General features: G+C 46.7%; 7 protein-coding genes. All 7 read right to left on the reverse strand.

Annotated features, from left to right (window positions below):
- Nucleotides 1-11: 11 nt before the first annotated feature.
- The gene (locus NC997_RS20950; RefSeq protein ID WP_190525563.1) at nucleotides 12-11,201 is read right to left on the reverse strand and encodes a CHAT domain-containing protein; all 11,190 of its coding nucleotides are present in this window, start codon (nucleotides 11,199-11,201) and stop codon (nucleotides 12-14) included.
- 808 nt (nucleotides 11,202-12,009) lie between these two features.
- Nucleotides 12,010-12,426 carry an ATP synthase F1 subunit epsilon gene (atpC, locus tag NC997_RS20955; protein WP_190428339.1) on the reverse strand — a complete coding sequence of 139 codons (417 nt, stop codon included), beginning with the start codon at nucleotides 12,424-12,426 and terminating at the stop codon, nucleotides 12,010-12,012.
- A 98-nt stretch (nucleotides 12,427-12,524) separates the two neighbouring features.
- Entirely contained in the window at nucleotides 12,525-13,973 is a 1,449-nt protein-coding gene (atpD, locus tag NC997_RS20960) for a F0F1 ATP synthase subunit beta (protein ID WP_190411654.1), read from the reverse strand.
- A gap of 445 nt (nucleotides 13,974-14,418) precedes the next feature.
- Entirely contained in the window at nucleotides 14,419-15,237 is an 819-nt protein-coding gene (locus NC997_RS20965; protein WP_190525564.1) for a choice-of-anchor L domain-containing protein, read from the reverse strand.
- Nucleotides 15,238-15,756: 519 nt separating this feature from the next.
- The gene (locus tag NC997_RS20970; protein WP_348257823.1) at nucleotides 15,757-15,981 is read right to left on the reverse strand and encodes a hypothetical protein; all 225 of its coding nucleotides are present in this window, start codon (nucleotides 15,979-15,981) and stop codon (nucleotides 15,757-15,759) included.
- Between the two features lie 172 nt (nucleotides 15,982-16,153).
- Nucleotides 16,154-16,972, reverse strand: a complete 819-nt coding sequence (locus NC997_RS20975) for a choice-of-anchor L domain-containing protein (RefSeq protein WP_190525566.1) — start codon at nucleotides 16,970-16,972, stop codon at nucleotides 16,154-16,156.
- Between the two features lie 1,103 nt (nucleotides 16,973-18,075).
- Nucleotides 18,076-18,915: a choice-of-anchor L domain-containing protein gene (locus NC997_RS20980; RefSeq protein WP_190525567.1), complete on the reverse strand. Its 840-nt coding sequence runs from the start codon at nucleotides 18,913-18,915 to the stop codon at nucleotides 18,076-18,078.
- Nucleotides 18,916-20,101 lie beyond the last annotated feature (1,186 nt).

Here is a 20,101-nt window from a genome sequence, read left to right on the forward strand (position 1 = left end):
GCATTGACCTTCTACCAAGGACTACCAATCATTGTGAAAGCTGACCAGAAATAAGGATGCTTTAGGTCTTTATCTCCGATTGATGCAAGAGAGGAAGGTAGAGGCATATTGCCATCAGAAGTATGCAGTTTTCCCCCTTCTAATCGCACCTTTCCCTTTAACATTGCTAGCTGTGCCTGTCGCAAAGCTTCTGCCTTGATAGGGGCTTTTTTCAATTCTTTGTAGAAATCTGTCATTAGCCCCAATGTGCCTTCATCGCTGACGTACCAAAGACTTGCCAGCGCTGACTTCACGCCTGCTTGCACGGCAAACCCGGCAAAGCCCAACTCGGCTTCTTCATTTCCCAGTGCGGAACGACAGGCACTCAGCACTAATAACTCTACCGCTGGTTTATTCCAGCCCAACTGACGCACTTGATCCAATCTCAATTGAGTGTCCCACAGCTGAATATAGGAGTTGCCGAGTGCCCCTGACTTAAATTCTGCATGAGTTGCGAGGTGGATAATTTCGTAGGGTGTAGAAGTGCGTTGTGCTTTTAAATTCTTGAGAGTGAAAGCTTCGTTGAGGAAGGATTTACCCTGCCATAGTTTAGAAGTAATCATCGACAATTCTACCGGCACAGCAGGCAAGGGATTTTGCGTTTTGTTGGTAAAGCGGTCGGCACCCATTGCCAGGACTTTGGCGTTTTTAATACTAGCGTAGCGGGTATCGGTGAGGCTGAGGCTGGGCATTAGACCGATGCTATATTTCTCGATTAAAAACTGTTGACCGTCGTGGAGGGCGGCGATAGGAAGCGATCGCAAGCCTGCATCCATAATGAAGACTAGATTCTGGATACCTTGGGCTTCTAATTCGTCCTTAATGGGTGCAATTAGCCACTGATACAGTTGTTCGGCGGGGGCACGATAGTCGTCATTCAGTTTATTTTTATTGGTAATGGCGTTTCGCAACTTTCCAGCGACTTTCAGGATTTGCGATCGCGAAGCGGATGCGCCAAGCGTTCCTCGCTTACTGCCAGGTACGCGCACCCGTTTGGTTTTCCCCTCTCCTGTTACCAAAATTAGCTCTAGTCGCTCATCGTCTTTGTTAATTTGAGTTTTTTGGCTACTAGAAACTTGATCCGGTGCAAAGACTGCATAAACAAATGCTGATTTGATGCTCGTCTGCTTCTCGATTTGGCTCAATAGGTTGGCGGCTGCTTTCGGATTGGTGATATTTCCCGTTTGCCCCAGATGTTGGTCAAATTTAGAGGTGATTGTGCTATCCAGGTCGCTCGTAGTATCAACCGTTACGTCAGAGACGCTAGTAGGCGTATTCAGAGGCATCGCGCCGAAGTAGGGAAGCAGGTTGTCTCCCGGACGGCGGGGAGTAATTTGAATATTGCCTTGGCGGTAAGGGCCAGGAAATTCTTTAGAGGGCAAAATCGTACTCAGGAACCCGGTTCCGGTGGTGAGAGCGCCAGCCGTCCCGTTTTCTGTCGCATCTCCTACCACGAAGGGAGTAAAGGAGGAACCGCCTCCGTGGGAAATCATAATCGCGCCGTCCCCAGCGCCTCCAATTGTGGAAATGCTGGTCGCAAATGGGTTTTTGGAATCGGTGAAAGTGCCTGTAGCGCGGAAGAACCGATCGGTTGTAATTTTAACAACGCCTCCGAAGGCGCTCCCTCCACTTTGGGCATTGATGGAGACAACTTGAATGTCATCAATTGGCTTTTTGTTGAGTTCGATCAGCGGGTTCGCCAAGGTGACATTTCCACCTTTCCCGAAGCTGGAACTAGAGTCGATAACTCCAGCAGTGATGATGCCTTGAGCGGAAACTTCAATATCCCCACCGCCTGCTGTTCCTTGGGAGAGCAAATTGCCGCTTTGAATGGCTGCTGCATCGCTTAGGAGAGCGTGAAGCGGAGCTATCGCCGTTAGGCGAATCGCGCCGCCGGTGCCATTGGTAGAAGATGTGTCAATATTTGCCGTGGTGATGCTACCTGGAGCCGCAACGGTGACGGCACCCCCGCCGGTTGTACCTTTGGAGGTCAAATTTGCAGCGGTAATGGCTCCGTTTTTGCTAGTAAGTGCGATCGCGCCGCCTTTGCCTTGTTCGGAAGCAGAGTCGATATTGCCAGCAGTGATGTTGTCTTGAGCGGAGACGGTGATGGGAGAACCGGAAGTTTTCACATTTCCCGTCTGTACGGCTGCGTTTTGGCTGGTAAGCGCGATCGCATTTCCAGCACCTTTAGTCGCTGTTGCGTCTAGATCCAGAGTCGTGATGCTGTCATTGGCGATAACTGTAATTCCCCCAGAATCCGTATCGCCTTTGGATATCAAACTTCCCGTTTGTATCGCGCCTTGTTTGCTATTGAGAGCGATCGCGCCGCCAGCACCCGTTGCAGAAGAGGAGTCCAAGGCTGCGGTATTAATGGCTCCCGTGTCGCTGGTAAGGCTAATTCCCCCACCCTTAGAGCTGATATTGTTAGTGGTGATTTTTTGATTGGCGGTGAGATTAACCTTGCCACCGGATGAATCTAAAGTGCCGTTACTAGCGATCGCGCCAGAGCTACTATTTAGAGCAATTTCCCCACCTTTAGAAGTGATATTCGCTGCGGTGACGCCAGTCTTACCATTTAGATTAACGTTGCCGCCGGATGAATCTAAAGTGCCGTTACTAGCGATCGCGCCAGAGCTACTATTTAGAGCAATTTCCCCACCTTTGGAAGTAATATTAGCTGCGGTGACGCCTTGATTGGCAGTGAGATTAACCTTGCCACCGGATGAATCTAAAGTGCCATTACTAGCGATCGCACCTTGAGTGCTATTGAGGCTAATTTCCCCACCTTTGGAAGTAATATTAGCTGCGGTGACGCCTTGATTGGCAGTGAGATTAACCTTGCCACCGGATGAATCTAAAGTGCCATTACTAGCGATCGCACCTTGAGTGCTATTGAGGCTAATTTCCCCACCTTTGGAAGTAATATTGGCTGCGGTAACGCCTTGATTGGCGGTGAGATTAACCTTGCCGCCAGATGAATCTAAAGTGCCATTACTAGCGATCGCACCTTGAGCGCTATTGAGGTTAATTTCCCCACCTTTGGAAGTAATATTGCTAGCGCTGACTCCGCCATTACCATTTAGATTTACCTTGCCACCATTAGTGTTGAGACTGCCTCCCGCCTGAATATTATTGGCGGTAATATTTACACCAGCTGGCTTAGTTGTCGTCATGTCACCCGCCAGCGTCGTAGTGCTACCAGATAATTGCGTCAGACTGTCTGCAACAATTGTCGAAAGGGCGGTCACATCGGTAGCATTCTCAATTAAGATTGCGCCTAACCCTTTACCTTCTCCCGCACCCACCGTTTTGCCGAAGAAGATGTTGCCGGTGCCTGCGATCATCTTTAGGTCATTATATTCGCCCTTTTCGCTATCCAGAGTGCCATTGAAAGAAATGTTACCCGCACCCAAAGCACCTGTATTCAGGAAAGTATCATCCATCAGGGTGACATCACCGTTAAAAATGATGTTGCCTTCCAAAGTTGTAATGATACCTGATAAGAATGTCTGCTTGGCGTTGACAGTCAGTTCCTGGTATACATCGGCGCTGTTGCCTTTTAAGGTTGCATTTTCGCCACCGATAATCACAACGCCCAAGTCATTATTGATAGTCAAATACTTCAAAAGATACGGACTACCGACGTTCCCTTTAAAAATTGCTTGACCTGCACCCGGATTGAGCGTCAGTCCCTGTCCCTGCTTGTTATTAGGTGGTTGTTGAGCGCTAACATTGCCTTCAAAGATGATGTTACCACCGCCGCTTGCAAGTGCAATATCGGTCTGAAGCTCCACAGTTTTGCCGAGTTGACCGAGGGTAATGTCTTGCCCCTGGGTGGAAATGTTTGCCCCCAAGTTGGTTGTTGCACCGTTGAGAGCGATCGCGGCATCATCCACTCCCTGAATTGTCCCGTTGACGTTAATCGTGCCATTCGGAGACTGAATTTTCACCGGATCGTCGAAGGTGACAGCATTGACATCAATCGTCCCAGTTCCGCTGTCACTACCAATGATGATGGGCTTAAAGCCACCCAAGGCATTAATATCTTTTTGGGTGATATCCAGCGCCGGTGTTTCTTCAAATCCGCCAATTGCGATCGCTTGATTGGGTTTTGCAGGCTGAAGCTGAACGGTACCGCCGCCAACGATTGTATTGTCTCCCCCGTCAAAGTTAATTTCAGCAGCTGTCAAATTGAGATTTCCGGTCAGATTGGCAGTGCTTTTAAATGCGACCAATGCTGCATTACTCACAGTCAAATTGCTGAGTGCAGCGCTTTTTCCCACCCAATTATTAAAGATAACGTTGCCAGTACCTGCTGCTAGATTCAGATTCTGACTTCCATTGACAGTGTTGCCGAAGCTGATATCACCTACTCCCGCACCTGTGTTGAGAGAGACTGCGCCGGTTAGGTTCACCGCACCGCTGAAGCTAATAGTGTCGTTGGTGGTAGTAATATCCCCAGCGGTAATGACTCCTCCCGTGCCACCTTGACTGAAGGCTCCATCGAGGTTCATATCTGCGGCAGCATCAATTGTCAGCGTTCCAGTATTGTTGATACTGACGCCACCATTATTCGTCGTGGTAACTGGGTTTTTGAAAACAACGTTTTGGGCACTGTTAATGGTTACAGAACCGAATTTGCTGCTACCTCCGACCGCATCTGTAAAATTGATGTTGCCAGTACCGGCAGTCAAAGTTAGGTCGTGACTGCCATTCAAGGTGTTGCCAAAGCTAATATCGCCTGCACCCGTTTGTAGGGAGATAGAACCTGTAAGATTTACGCCTTGGTTAAATTGAATGCTGCTAGCAGTGATATTTCCTGCGGTGGAAACGCTACCCGTGCCATTTTGCACAAAGGCTCCGCTTAAGGTCATCTTTGTACCCGAAGCAATCTTCAGCACATCACTGTTGGTGAGGGTAAGATTGCCTCCGTCTGTGGTACTAATGCCTGAATTAAGAGTCGTTGCACCGCCGATGAGATGAATCGATGCATTACTTGTTATTCCCGGCGATGTTCCTTGCACCGTCAGCGCCCCTGTGCCCGCTTGAATGGTTACAGCATCTTTGAAGGTTGCCGAATCTACAATGATGTCTTGGCTTCCGCTGGCATTGCCAATGGTGATGCTGCTAAATCCGTCATGTAAAGCAGCTAGGTCGGTATCGTTGATATTTAGAGAAGCATCTTGATCGAAACCAATTGCGATCGCTTTCCCCACCGTTGCTGTCTGAAGTGTCAGATTTCCCGTGCCAGCAACCGAATCCGTTCCACCCAAAAAGTCAATTTCATCCCCCTTTAGGATGATATCCCCGGTCAACAGGACATTATTCCCATAGCTTTGACTATTAGCAGTGGTCACGTTGCCGTTGAGCTTGGTTGCCCCACCAACTCCAGTGGTAGATAGGCTAGTAGTATTGACAGTGCTGCTAAAGGTAGTGATTCCGGTGCTATTTGCTACTAAGTTTCCGAGTGCAGTTGTACCGCCTACGGTGTTGCTGAAGGTGATGTCACCGCTACCAGCGTTTAAGATGAGATTTTGCTTGCCATCAACTGTATTGTTGAAAGCGATCGCACCATTGCTAGCGCTGGTATCAAAATTGACATGATCGCTTAAGCTAACGCCTTGGTTAAACTGAATGCCGCTAGCGGTAATATTTCCACCCGCAGACACTTTACCCGTGCCGTTTTGCAAGAAGGCTCCCGCCAGATTCATGTCTGCGGCAGGGTCAATCGTCAGTTGTCCGCTGTTCTTGATAGTGATGCCGCCACTCTCAGTATTGATGGCACCATTGAGGTTAAAAACGTTACCAGTTAGATTGATACTGTAGGCCGTTATAGGACTGTAAGTACCGCTGCCAGCATTTTGAGTCAGGCTAGCGGCGTTGATAGCAGCAGTGGCGTTGACATTGCCGCTTTCAATTTTCAGGTTGCCTAAAGGGGTAACAGTGCCAAGGTTGTCCTTGAAGTTGATACTGCCACTGCCTGCTTTCAGGGTGAGATTGTGCTTGCCATCAATTGTGCTGTTGAAGGCGATCGCGCCATTACTGCCACTGGTATTAAAAGAGACGCTATCAGTTAAACTAACGCCTTGGTCAAACTGAATACTGCTAGCGGTAATATCTCCACCCGTAACAACATTACCCGTGCCATTCTGCACAAACTTTCCCGCCAAATTCATGTCGGCGGCAGGTGCAATGGTCAGCAAACCGCTGTTAGTAATCGTAACGCCCCCACCCGTGGTCTTGATAGCATCGTTGAGGTTAAAAATGTTGCCCTTCAGGTTAATATCACCCGCAGCGTTCAGCGTACTGTAGGTGGTGGTGCCAGTCGTCGGTGTGACAGCTCCCTGAGTAATGCTAGTTGCTGTAATTGCCCCAGCTTGTACGTCGCTAGCACTGTTAATTTTAAAATTGCCCAGTCCGGAAGCATTGCTCAGCGTAATATTTCCCGTACCTGCGCTCAGTTCTAAGTCTTTGCCACCGCCTGTAATGGCTCCGGTGAAAGCAATATCACCGGAGCCAGTTCCAGTATTAAGTTTGACACCTCCGGTTAGGGTGACATTTCCACTAAAGCTGATGCCGGATTCTGCTTGAATATCACCAGCAGTGGAAACAGTTCCAGACCCCATTTGCTGAAACGCTCCTCCTAAGTTCATGTCTGCGTCAGCAGCAATCGTCAGTTTCTGGCTGTTATTGATAGTGATGCCGCCACTGGTGGTATTGATGGCACCGTTGAGGTTAAAAATATTACCAGTTAGCTGAATGTCGCTGGCAGTTATCGCACTGTAAGTACCGTTGCCAGCTTTTTGAGTAAGGCTAGCGGCGTTGATCGCAGCATCGGCGTTGACATTGCCGCTGTTGATGGTGAGGTTGCCGAGAGGTGTGGTAGTACCGACGGCATTTTTGAATTGGATGGTGCCGTTCCCTGCCTCTAAAGTCAGGTTTTGACCACCTGGGTTTGTCCCGTTCAGGGTGCTATTAAAGGTGATATTACCCGTCCCTGTACCCGTTTTGAAAGCGATGTCCGCTCCAGTAAGAGTGACTGCACTTGTAAAGCTGATGCCCTTTTCGGCGGTAATATTGCTTGCAGTAGCGACCGATCCGGAGCCATTTTGCACGAAGGCTCCCCCCAAATTTATGTCTGCATTAGGGGCAATTGTCAGCTTGCCACCGTTGGTAATCGTCAAATTATTGATTACAGATAGCGGTAGCGGTAGCGGTGCAGTGATATCTACAGTCCCTTTACTAATAAAGGTGAGATTCTCGGTAAGCGGGTTGAGAAGTGTCCCGATCTGGATGCTGGTGGTATTGGTAGCATCCCCGATAATCAAATTACTAGCTGTAATATTTTTCAGTTGATCGAGGGTGAAGTTAATTCCTTCGACACCAATTCCTACACCAATCGTCTTGCCTGACGTACCGGGTTTCAGGGTGACACCCGCAGCGTTGATTGATGGAGCTAGATTGATGGTGTTAGCGCCAATGGTCAAGTTGCCAATTGGGGTGCCACTACTACCTACTGCACCACCCAAGTCCACCTTACCCGTGCCTGCGATCAGTTCTAGGTTTTTACCGCTGCCTACTACTGTTTGAGAAAAGTTAATGTCACCCGCACCAGTGTCAAGTTTGACGTTATCTGTAAGAGTAACAGCACCTTTGAAGCTGATATTGCTACTGGTAGTGGTAATGTTGCCTGCTGTGGAGACTGCCCCCGTCCCAGTTTGGCTGAAGCCTCCGGCAAGATTCATGTCTGCGTTTGCCGCAACGGTCAAATTGCCACTGTTGTTAATGGTGACAGTGCCATTGGAGGTAGTTGTGACAGGGCTGTTGAAGATAAATTTAGTGCCACTTAAGTGAATCCCAGTGACGGTATTTGTCTTCAATTCTCCATTAAAGGTGGTGGTGCCTGTGCCTGCTGTTTGGGTAATGCTGGCGGCAGCAATCGCTTTTGTCTCTACATCTTTGGCGCTGGTGAAAGTGAGGTTGCCTATCGGGGTATCACTACCCACTGCACCATCAAGCTTAATGTTACCCGTGCCTGCGGTTAGGGACAGGTCTTGGGCACCGTCAACCTTGCCACTAATGCTGATACTGCCGTTACTAGAACCTGTGGTAAGGGAAACATCGCTACCCACCGACACATTCCCTTTGATGGTTAGATCGCCAGTATTAGTAGCAATATTTGTATTAATTGCGACGCCATTTTTGGAATCCACACTTAAGGCCTTGAAAGTGGAGGCGGTCTTGTCAAAGGTGACTGTGCTATTCACCCCAGTAGCATTCAGCGCCAGTGGGCCAATGTTGTTGCTGTTGCCGGCTGAGATGCCATTGACGGTGATGTTGCCACTGGTAGCGATCGCTAAATTCTTGGCTGTAATATTTTCAAGCTGCTCACCTGTGATAGTTGCGCCGCTGCTTACTGCATTGCTCAAGCTAAGGCTTTTGTCCTTGGCATCCAAACTGGTTTTGCCACCGCCGCTGTTGACCTTCCCAAACAAGTCAAAGTCAGTTGCTGTGATAGCAAGGTCGCCATTGGTTGTTGACAGGGTTGCGCCAGAGGCAATCTCAAACTGACCTGCGCCAGCGTCCAGCGTCGTCATGCCGTTGGTAGTAAAGTTGGCCTTCAGCTCAATTTTATTTTTAGCTGTGAGCGTAGCCGTACTGCCAACGCTCACAGCTGCGCTGTTGCTAATATCCCCAGTTGTGGCAGTGACCTCTAGTTTGCCACCAATGCTGGAAGCTGCCAGCTTAACTCCTGTGGCATTTTTGATGGTAACATCACCCGTTCCTGTCGTGTTGAGCGCGATCGCACCTGTAAGTGTTAATTGATCCAGGTTTATGTCAGCATCCGCTTCGCTCGTTTTAAAGCTGCCTGTGCCGCTTATTTTAACAGTATCGCTGTCGGTAATATCCCCACTTGTGGTAGTAACACTCAAGTTGCCAGTGATGTCCAAACTACCCAGATCAAGTGTTCCATTATTGGTTAGGAAAACATCATTTGATACTGAAGTTCCTGCCAGTTTCTCAATCTTTGTAGAGAGGGGATTTGTTGCCTCTCCTACTGATCCTTTTGCATTTAGTATTAGTTTTCCAGTTCCGCCGATAGTAATATCTGTGCCTGTTACCGCACTCGTTATTGCTCCAGTATTGAGGGTCAAGGTTTTGTCAGCATCTACAATCAGACCCTCAATGAAGGTTAATGCCCCACCATTCAGGGTCAAGTTAAACTCTTCGCTACTCAGATTAATCGTCCCCGAACCGCCACTAGAACCGATGCTAATCGCACCTGTTGCTCCAAGTTGACCAATTGTTACGGTACCGGAGGAATTGAGGCGGTTAGTCAGTTCATTGGTGTTCAGATTGAATGTGCCAGTAGCACCATTTCCTATGCCGATCGTGGAAGTCGGATGGGTTGATTGGAAGGTGATATCTCCAGCACCTGCATTAATCAGCGAGCCATCATTGAGATCAACATCAGTGGCTGTAATTAAAACATTACCGTTATTTGTTTTGATGGTAGCGTTGTTAATAACTTGACCCGAACCCGTTACTGTGCCACTTGAATCATTAGCACTTAGGTTGACTGAACCACCGTTGGTCGTAATATTTTTATTAACTGTAATGTTGTTGCCAGCTTGAGCAGTTAACCCAACCTTATCAGTAGTAATCTTGACTTCCGCATCAAAAGTAATATCATTTTTGGCTTGCAAGGTGACATTAGAAGTCGCACCATTGATCAAAGCTACGTTTAATTTTGTGCTATTTGTGCCGATATCGGCGTCAGCAAACTGATCGACTTTATCTAAAGTAGCAGTATCAAAACCTGCATTCACAACGGTTATATTTGTCGGATCGAGCAACAAGGTTCCGATATTACCGTTTGGTGCCAGAGTGTTAACATTCCCCTGAAAGTCTAGAAATTTAAATCCTGAAACTTCGACAAAGCCACCATTTCCACCTTGAGTGCCGCCACGGGCTGTAATATTGCCGTAGAAACGGGTTGTCTCATCTGCCCAAACAATTACCTTACCGCCGTTGCCGTTGAGGAGGGCATCTGCGGCAATCAGAGAGTCGCTACTGACGTAGGTGCGAGATGCATTGGGTACGGTGCCCTTCCCTTGATAATCGCCGCCAATTCGCACTGTGCCGCCGCCGAGGGTGCCGGAAGCATTAATGTTGGCACCCACCAATCCCACTTTATTGCCGACAATTTGGACGGTGCCTCCGGTTTGTCCTGGGGCAGTGTTTGAGGTATTCAGGGAACCAGAAGCAATTACAGTACCTGTATCTGTGGGTATCGCCGTGCCGGAACCTGTTAAATAAACCGTGCCGTCAGCGGCGACAGTCATTTTCGTGGCTCCCACATCCCCAGCACCTGTCAACATCTGAGGTAAGGAGGCAATCGGAAGCTTCCAGTCATTCGGTTGATTGCCTGCTGCTGCTAGGGGTTGAATTTCTACACTCAGTAAACTTCCTGCCTGAGAAATGCGTACTACGCTCTCACCAGGCACTGCTGCCACCGTGATATTACCTCCCGGTGCTGACAATTGCCCGGTACTGACTACGGTGCCACCGAGTAAGGTTAAATTCTGTCCGGCGTTGACTGCCAAGTTTCCAGCATTTGCGATCGCTCCCGGCTGACTCATTGCGAAGGCAAAGCCGTTGGGCGTACCCACTAAAGCGTTATAGTCGTTGGCACCCGTGGCGCTGAACCAATTGCTCCCAAAGCCAATGCCGTTAGCAGTGGTGGCGGTGAAGGAGGCAGGCACATTTAGGCTGGCTCCTGCGCCAAAGATAATGCCTGCGGGGTTCATCAAGAACAGGTTTGAATTCCCACCCGTAACCTGGATGAGACCGTTAATTACTGAGGCATTTCCCCCATTGACACGACCCAGGATGTTTTGAATGGATGGGTTTGAGAGGAAGTTGCCTATCTCGTTTTGATTCAGCCCAAACTGAGTGAAGCTGTGGAAGAGATTCGAGCCATTACTAGAAAGGGTGCCGCCACTAATGTCAATCTGGTTTCCATTCTGGTTAACCAGAGTATTCGTGTCATTGGGAGCCGGAATGATTGACTGTGCTGAGGTGGATGTGGCACCTACAGAACCCCCATACAACAACAGGGCTAACAGGGCACCGATTCTGCTGGTAAATACTGACATCAATCTCTTCCTTAGGGGTGATGAAAAATTTGCGGCAACTCTACAGTCCCCAATTTTTCTGGGTCACTCCGTAATATCACAGCTTTGATGAAGGAATGATTAATTAGATATTGAATACTTTAAAGAGTTGATAAAGATGGGTATTTTGCTTTAGGAAATTTTCATAAAGCTGGCTATTTTTGCTTTGGTTTTTATAGGCTGCTTGTTGAATTCATTGCAACTGAAGCCTTTTTGAGACCTGCCTCAACTTTGCATTTTTTAACTTTCGACAGGTAGCAGGATTAATATTCGACCATTCAGCAGCAAACCTGATTTTTTAGACAAAGCAGGCTAGTGGTTAATCATTTTTCGTCAAAAGCAGATGTGGAAGTGTAAAAATAATTATTAATTAGTAAAAATATTTGTGTATTTATTTATAGTATTTTTTAGCCGAAATATACATTATGAATTGGCTCGATCATTTAAGCGTGAACAGATGGAAAGATTCTCAGGTATGGGAATATTTTATAAATATTGTTTTTTATGGCTAATTGTTCATTGATTAGCAATCTTGCCATTAGCTGTCCCAAATTAGTTGCAGATGAATTGAGAAGTGGGATACATCTGTAAAGACATGACAGTCAAAAAGTCCCTACCGAACGTTAGAGCTGCACTATATTCCACCCAACTGACAAACGCTCTAAATTTCTCAAGCAAGCGATCGCTTCGCTGAGTGCAATACTCATGATTGTTAACCTCTCCCAAACGAAAAACTTCTCCCGTTGAGTTACAGGAGAAGCTTTTCAGAAGACTTGAGTGTTGACAGATTTTAGGCTTGAACCATGCCACCAGCAGCTTGAAAACGAGCGCGGGCACGTCTGAGGGCTTGAGTTGCCTGAATTTGCTCTTGACGGGAACCACCACCCTCAACCTGATTAAGCCTCGCCTCAGCTTCGGTATAAGCAGCACGGGCTTGTTCCCGATCGATTTTGTCGCCGCGCTCGGCACCGTTAACCAGAATGGTTACTTCATTCTCATCCACTTCTGCAAAGCCACCCATGAGGGCGATGGGCACCCAATCTTTACCAGAACGGACACGCATGACACCGATATCCAGTGCGGTCAATAAAGGAGCATGACCGCTGAGGATACCGAGTTGACCTGTAGTGCTAGGCAGAATTACTTCTTCAGCACTAGAATCCCAGACAGTTCTGTCGGGAGAAACAACGCGAACAGTTAAAGCCATAATTTGTGAGTTGTCAGTTGTTAGTTGGTCATTGGTCATTGGTCATTAGTCATTAGCCAGTGAAAAAAGGCTAATGACTAATGGCAAATGCCTATGGACTAGCTTTTGATTTTTTCAGCTTTAGCGATCGCTTCTTCAATATTGCCGACCATGTAGAAAGCCTGCTCTGGCAATGAATCCAGCTCTCCAGACAGAATCTTCTTGAAACCGTTGATTGTTTCTTGCAGATTCACGTATTTCCCTGGAGAGCCGGTGAAGACTTCTGCCACGAAGAACGGCTGAGACAAGAAACGCTCAATCTTACGCGCACGAGCCACCGTTAAGCGGTCATCTTCAGACAATTCATCCAGACCCAGAATGGCGATGATGTCTTGCAGCTCTTTGTAGCGCTGTAGCGTTGCCTGAACTTCACGAGCAATCGCGTAGTGTTCCTCACCAACAACACTGGGTTGCAACATGGTGGAAGTGGAATCTAGCGGGTCAACAGCGGGATAAATTCCCTTCGCTGCTAAGCCACGAGACAACACAGTGGTTCCGTCCAAGTGAGCAAAGGTGGTTGCTGGCGCGGGGTCGGTCAAGTCGTCGGCTGGTACGTAGACGGCCTGAATTGAGGTAATCGAACCTTCGGTGGTGGAGGTGATTCGCTCTTGCAGGTCGCCCATATCTGTTGCCAGAGTCGGCTGATATCCCACAGCAGAAGGCATCCGTCCCAGTAGCGCTGATACTTCCGAACCCGCTTGCACAAACCGGAAGATGTTGTCGATAAACAGCAGCACGTCTTGCTTACTGACATCGCGGAAATACTCAGCCATTGTCAGTGCGGCTAAGCCTACGCGCATTCTCGCTCCGGGTGGCTCGTTCATCTGACCGTAGACTAGAGCGATTTTCGATTCGCTGAGGTTATCTTCTTTGATAACCCCAGATTCTTTCATTTCGTTGTAGAGGTCATTTCCCTCGCGGGTACGCTCTCCCACACCGCCGAACACAGACACACCACCGTGATTGATCGCGATGTTGTTGATCAGTTCCATCATAATGACGGTTTTACCAACACCAGCACCGCCGAATAAACCAATCTTGCCACCACGGCGATAAGGAGCCAGCAGGTCTAACACCTTGATTCCGGTTTCAAACACCGATGGCTTCGTTTCCAAGTCAGTGAACTTGGGAGCCGGACGGTGGATGGGGAAGGTTTCTTCAGTATTGACTGGCCCTTTATTGTCTACGGGTTCGCCAAGAACGTTGAAAATCCGACCCAGAGTGGCAGGGCCAACGGGTACGGTAATGGCAGCGCCGGTGTCTACTACTTCCATGCCGCGCACCAAACCATCGGTGGAACTCATGGAAACAGCACGCACTTGGTTGTCACCCAAAAGTTGCTGCACTTCGCAGGTTACGGACACGTCCTGTCCGGCTTCGTTTTTGCCTTCAACTTTTAAGGCATTGTAAATCTGCGGCATTTTGCCGCTGGGAAACTCCGCATCGATAACGGGACCGATGATTTGGGTAATACGCCCTACGTTTGTCTTGTCTGTGGTGGCTACCATGCTTGTGCCTATGTTGTGAATCTATCTGTATAGATACGGGAAAACAGTCTTAACATTTAGCAATGCCATTTTCCAGAGTACCACTGAAAGGATGCCGAATCTGTCTGGCGGCTTGAGTTGATCCCCATATAGGAATATAGGATGCGATCGCGCTCATGCGAAGCGAGGCGTTAGCCTAGCGCAGAAAAAGTCAGTTCGCTCTTTCGTGTTCTGAATCGAGAGAGAGTACCGTATCATCTTTGGATTTCTGCCAGTGGCGGAGATTGCTCTAATTGTTGAATCAGTAGCCAGATGACGGCACCAAGAGCAAGTTAGTAGCCATAAAAAAATGGCTGTGCCTCCTGAAAGACACAGCACTATCAAAAATTATGCTTCGGATCTAAGGTCTTACTCTTGTGCCTGAGATAGGCAAACCACCTAAACTATCTTTGCCATCCCAGCCAAATTAAGCTTTTAGTGCTTTTTGCTTGTGGCGACGGCTCATCAAAGTCATACCACCGACACTCAGCAAGCCGAGCATTAAGCTGGGTTCTGGAACATCCTGCGGAGGCGCTACGACTCCCACAGACTTACCTTTAATGAACACAGCGGAATCGAATGAAGTATCTCCTACATCCTTAATCTTGATGCTAAGAGTGTTCTTGGCGTTTTTGTTCAGCAAACCTTCAAACGTCAAGGTTTTGGTGTAACCATCTAACTCAGTACCAAGACTCCCTAGGGGATTGTTAATGTAGTCGGCATGATAAGGACCAGCCGCATTGGGAACAAGGTTGTTAATCGTGACGGTTTTGCCATCGGTCAACTTCGCTAGGTTGACGCCATTGAGCAACAGTTCAAAAGAGTCGTTGTACGCAGAACCACCCCACTCTACGAACTCTTCCGAGCCGAAGACATATTGGAAGAACAGCTTCTCTACTGAAGCGCCAGCATCAAAGCTAATATCGAGCTGAGCCAACGTTCCAGAACCTGAAGTACCTTCAGAATCATTAGGACCGACTACATCGGTGACATTCCCGGTACTCAAGACGATGCCGTCTTTCAAACCGAAGGGGTCGTCACTGAAAAGACCAAAAGCATCAGTATTGCCTGTGGCATTGACCGAAAAGTTACTCAATCCAGTCGTATCGCCCAACAGAGCATTCAGCAAAGCATTCGTATTGTTGTTTGGAGTTACCGTGAATGCCATTGCTGAATTCCCAAACATCGTCAGGGCAGCAGTAACACCAATAGCGGCTGAAGCAGAGATTTTACTAATAAGATTCATGGTTCGTCTCATACAAGATAGATGCTGACAGTGAAAATACCCAGGCGTTCGCAGCTTTTTTATAAACAGAAGCTGTAACTACTTAGAAAGTTTGTTCCTTAGGCTTACTTTTACTACAGGTACAAGTATGCGTATTTCGTAAAAGCTACTGATTAATTTTGATAATTCTTCAGCGCTTATACAAATGTATATTCGGCTCAAAATGTCAATAAGTGAATCTTATAAAGTTGGAGAAAGACGAACTGTAGAAATTACTTAGGCTTTAATGTTGTTTTTGCTTACCAGCTATCAAGGCATGAAAGCCTTTTCAGGTAAGGTGTCTGCTCATCAATATTTATCCGCAGCTTTACAGAAAACTTACAATTATAAAATAACTTACAAGGGAAGAATAGTTGCGGAATTTCTTATCCAATAAAGCTTTAATAGTAATTTGCTGCTGAAAAATAAATGAAGATTCTATGAAGCTCTAAGTTGACAAGTACGTAAATTTACTTAAAAAGTATTACGTAGAACAGGTTTTTATTGGCTGCAATCTGCCTGCAAGAGCTTGGCTTCATCGTCGGGCGATCGCTTGTAAGGCATTCTTAGGCAAGACGCGATCGCGTACAGCTCTTTGGGTATGAAAACAGCGAAGCGAGGCGTTAGCCTAGCGCTGAAAGAGTCAATTCGCTCTCTTATATACTCAATCGAGAGAGAATACCGTCTCACCTTTGGGTTTCTGCCAGCAGCGGAGATTGCCCTCATCGTTGAATCAGTAACGAGATCACAGCAGCAAGAGCAAGTTAGTAGCCATAAAAAAAATCGCTGTGCCTTCTGTAAAGACACAGCGCTGTCAAAACTTATGCTTCGGATTTAAGGTCTTATTCTTACGCCTGAGATAAGTGCTTAAGCATCTATCTTTGCCATTCCAGTCAGATTAAGCCTTCAGTGCTTTTTGCTTATTGCGACGGCTCATCAAAGTCATACCACCGACGCTCAGCAAGCCGAGCATTAAGCTGGGTTCCGGAACATCCTTCGGAGGCGCTACGACTCCCACAGAATTCCCTTTAATGAACACTGCGGAATCTAATGCACTATCTCCTACATCCTGAATCTTGATACTGAGAGTGTTCTTGGCGTTTTTGTTGAGCAAACCTTCAAACGTCAAGGTTTTGGTGTAACCATCTAACTGAGTGCCAGGACTCCCTGCGGGATTGTTAATGTAGTCGGCGTTATAAGGACCGTTAGGATTGGGAACGAGGTTGTTGATCGTGACTGTGTTCCCATCGGTCAACTTCGCTAGGTTGACACCATTGAGCAACAGTTCAAACGAGTCGTTGAATGAGGAACCACCGTACTCTACGAACTCTTCCGAGCCGAAGACATACTGGAAGAACAGCTTCTCTACGGTCGCGCCAGCGTCAAAGCTAATATCGAGCTGAGCCAAGGTTCCGGCACCTGAAGTACCTGTAGAATCATTAGGACCCACTACATTGCTGACATCCCCGGTACTCAAGACGATGCCGTCTTTCAAACCGAAGGGGTCATCATTGAAAAGACCAAAAGCATCAGTATTGCCTGTGGCATTGACCGAAAAGTTACTCAATCCAGTCGTATCGCCCAATAGGGCATTCAGCAAAGCATTCGTATTGTTGTTTGGAGTTACTGTGAATGCCATTGCTGAATTCCCAAACATTGTCAGGGCAGCAGTAACACCAATAGCGGCTGAAGCAGAGATTTTACTAATAAGATTCATGGTTTGTCTCACACAAGAATTAGATGTTGCCAGGGAAAATACCCTGGTGTGCGAACTGACAAGTCAGCGCTTCGCTATCGCAGCTTTTCTATTAACAGAAGCTGCAAATACTTAGGAACTTCAGTATTTAATCGGCCTTTCGTTCCAGTGCAAATTTATTGCTGTATCTACTGTGTCATTCAGAAAACCGCATTGCCAGTACGATTGCCTAAAATTCATCAAAAAAACATACCCTTAGCCGGTAGAAATTTTGACGGTTAGTAGCTATCAATGGGCAAATTACTTACGCTGCAACTATTTCATCTGTCCTAAGGCTTACCTTTACTAAAGCTTAAAGTATGAAATTTCCGTAAAGGCTAGTCCTTATTCCTGATATTTCTTCAGTATCAAGATAAGTATTTATTTGATCCCAGATGTCAATCAGTAAATTCCTAGAAAATGAGAAAAAAGGCTCTGTAGAATTTACTTAGGTTTTAATCTTGCTTTTATCTTTCAGTCATCAAGGCATGAAACGTGCGTTCCATCTAGCAGAGAGTCATCAATCGCTTATTGGTCGCTTTACAGAAAACTTACAATCAGAAAATCAACTGTAAGGGAAAATATTTGCCGAGTGTCCTATCAAATCAAGCTTTAACACTAATTCTTCACGAAACACTAAATGAAGATTTGATAAAGCTTAAAATTGCAGAGTACGTGAAATTACTTAAGCATTATTACGTAAAAAATAGGTTCTAATTGCTCACAATGTCTCCGTAAGACCTTGGCTTCATCGTTAGGCGATCGCTTGTAAGGCATTCTTAGGCAGGACGCAATCGCACCTTTGAGTGAGGCAAGTGAATTCAGAGCGATCGCTTGATAATAGACACTCTCACTCCGAGTGTCGTATCATCTTTGGGTTCCTACCAGCGCTAGCGATCGCCCTAATCGTTGAATCAGTATCAAGATGACGGCACCAAGAGCCAGTGAGTAGCCATAAAAAAAGCTGTGCCTCCTAAAAGACACAGCTAGCTAGCAGTCAAAATTGGGTTTTGCGTTAAAGGTCGTACTCTTATGCCTAAGATAGGCACTCAACCACCTGAACTATCTTTGCCATCCCAGCCGGATTAAGCCTTCAGTGCTTTTTGCTTGTGGCGACGGCTCATCAAGGTCATACCACCAACGCTCAGCAAGCCAAGCATTAAGCTGGGTTCAGGAACATCCTTCGGAGGCGCTACGACTCCCACAGATTTCCCTTTGATGAACACTGCGGAATCGTATATACCATCACCGACATCCTTAATCTTGATGCTGAGAGTGTTCGTAGCGTTTTTGTTCACTAAACCTTCAAAGGTCAAGGTTTTAGTGTAGCCATCTAATTGAGTGCTAGCGCTCCCTTGGGGATTGTTAATGTAGTCGGCGTGATAAGGACCGTTGGGATTGGGAACAAGGTTGTTAATCGTGACGGTTTTGCCATCGTTCAACTTCGCTAGGTTGACGCCATTGAGCAGAAGTTCAAAAGAGTCGTTGAACGAGGAGCCACCCCACTCTACGAACTCTTCCGAGCCGAAGACATATTGGAAGAACAGCTTGTCTACGGTCGCGCCAGCGTCAAAGCTGATATCCAGTTGAGCCAAGTCACCAGCACTGCCACCGCTTCCCAAATCCGTACCCTTCGATGAAGTATTATTGGGACCGACTACATCGATGACTTTTCCGGTACTTAAAACAATACCCTGATTCAAACCGAAGGGGTCGTCACTGAAAAGACCAAAAGCCGCAGCATTGCCTGTGGCATTGATCGAAAAGTTACTCAGTCCCGTCGTGTCACCCAACAAAGCATTCAGCAAACTATTCGTATTGCTGTTTTGAGTCACTGTGAATGCCATTGCTGAATTCCCAAGCAAAGCGAGAGCAGCAGTAACACTAACGGCGGTTGAGGCAGCGATTTTAGCAAGAAGATTCATGGTTTGTCTCACACAAGTTAGAGTTGGCAGTAAAAATTGACTGGGGTGAAGATGGCAGTTTTTCTATTTATGGAAGCTGCAAATAAGTAGGAACTTATAGTAGTTAACTAACCTTGGCTTCCCCGGATTTCTTTTCTGTATCTAATTTGCCATCCTCAAAAAGAAATTGCTAGTCCGTTTGTCTAATATTCATCAAAAAAATATGCACGTAGGTAGTTACGTTGCGGATTGCTTAACTATGTTTATCTACGCCAAATAGCTTACGGAGTAAGCTATCTATTCATAAATAAACTTATTTTTGTAAGCAAGCGTATACAAAGTTCCAGTAAAGAGAAAATGTTTGCCAAAACATTCCCCCCTTTCTTTAGGAAGTAGTTATTTGTAGCAAAATCCAAGGGCGTAAATTTTCGGATTATTCAGTAAAAACACGCTATAGAAAACTTAAACAATTCAATTTCTATCTTTTCTGGAGGCATTCAAAAATCTAAATTACTTACGCATTACGGATGCCACCATTAATATTTATTTGTTGTTTTATGCCAAAAATTACATAAAACAAGTTAACAGCTATAAGGAAGAATCTGTCCCATGCCTTACTCAATAAAGCTTTGAGACAAATTAAAAGCTTAAAGACGAGAGACCATTTATGTGAAACTTCAGCTTTGCTTTTAAGTGAAATTAAGTAAGTAAGATTTCTAATGCCAGGAATTTGTCCGGAATACATTCGCTTCATCGTAGGGCGATCGCTTGTAAGGCATTTTAGGCAAGACGCGATCGCACTGGTGAATGAGCCTCTAGCGCGATAGCGAAGCGCTGACTTGTCAGTTCGCACCTTTGGGTGAGGCAAGTGAATTCAGAGCGATCGCTCCTTTGTGTCCTCAATCAAGAGAGAGTACCGTATCGTTTGTGGATTTCTGCCAGTGGCGGATATTGCCCTCATCGTTGAATCAGTAACGAGATGACGGCACCAAGAGCAAGTTAATAGCCGTAAAAAAATCGCTGTGCCTTCAACGCTCGACAAGCCAAGGATTAAGCTGGGTTCAAGAACATCCTTCGGAGGCTGTACGATTCCCAGAGACTTCCCCTTAATACAGCGGAAGGCAATACACGCTGCGATCGCTATCCTTCATGCAGCGATGGATGCGATCGCTGTGATAGGGACACTCAAATTCAACATCCCTTCTCA

Source organism: Trichocoleus sp. DQ-A2, assembly GCF_039961915.1.
In the GTDB taxonomy this organism is placed as follows: domain Bacteria; phylum Cyanobacteriota; class Cyanobacteriia; order Cyanobacteriales; family FACHB-T130; genus FACHB-T130.

Excerpts from the sequence above, each read along its gene's own strand:
- NC997_RS20950 (WP_190525563.1), bottom strand. The coding sequence starts at position 11,201 with ATGTCAGTATTTACCAGCAGAATCGGTGCCCTGTTAGCCCTGTTGTTG.
- atpC (WP_190428339.1), bottom strand. The coding sequence starts at position 12,426 with ATGGCTTTAACTGTTCGCGTTGTTTCTCCCGACAGAACTGTCTGGGAT.
- atpD (WP_190411654.1), bottom strand. The coding sequence starts at position 13,973 with ATGGTAGCCACCACAGACAAGACAAACGTAGGGCGTATTACCCAAATC.
- NC997_RS20965 (WP_190525564.1), bottom strand. The coding sequence starts at position 15,237 with ATGAATCTTATTAGTAAAATCTCTGCTTCAGCCGCTATTGGTGTTACT.
- NC997_RS20970 (WP_348257823.1), bottom strand. The coding sequence starts at position 15,981 with ATGAGGGCAATCTCCGCTGCTGGCAGAAACCCAAAGGTGAGACGGTAT.
- NC997_RS20975 (WP_190525566.1), bottom strand. The coding sequence starts at position 16,972 with ATGAATCTTATTAGTAAAATCTCTGCTTCAGCCGCTATTGGTGTTACT.
- NC997_RS20980 (WP_190525567.1), bottom strand. The coding sequence starts at position 18,915 with ATGAATCTTCTTGCTAAAATCGCTGCCTCAACCGCCGTTAGTGTTACT.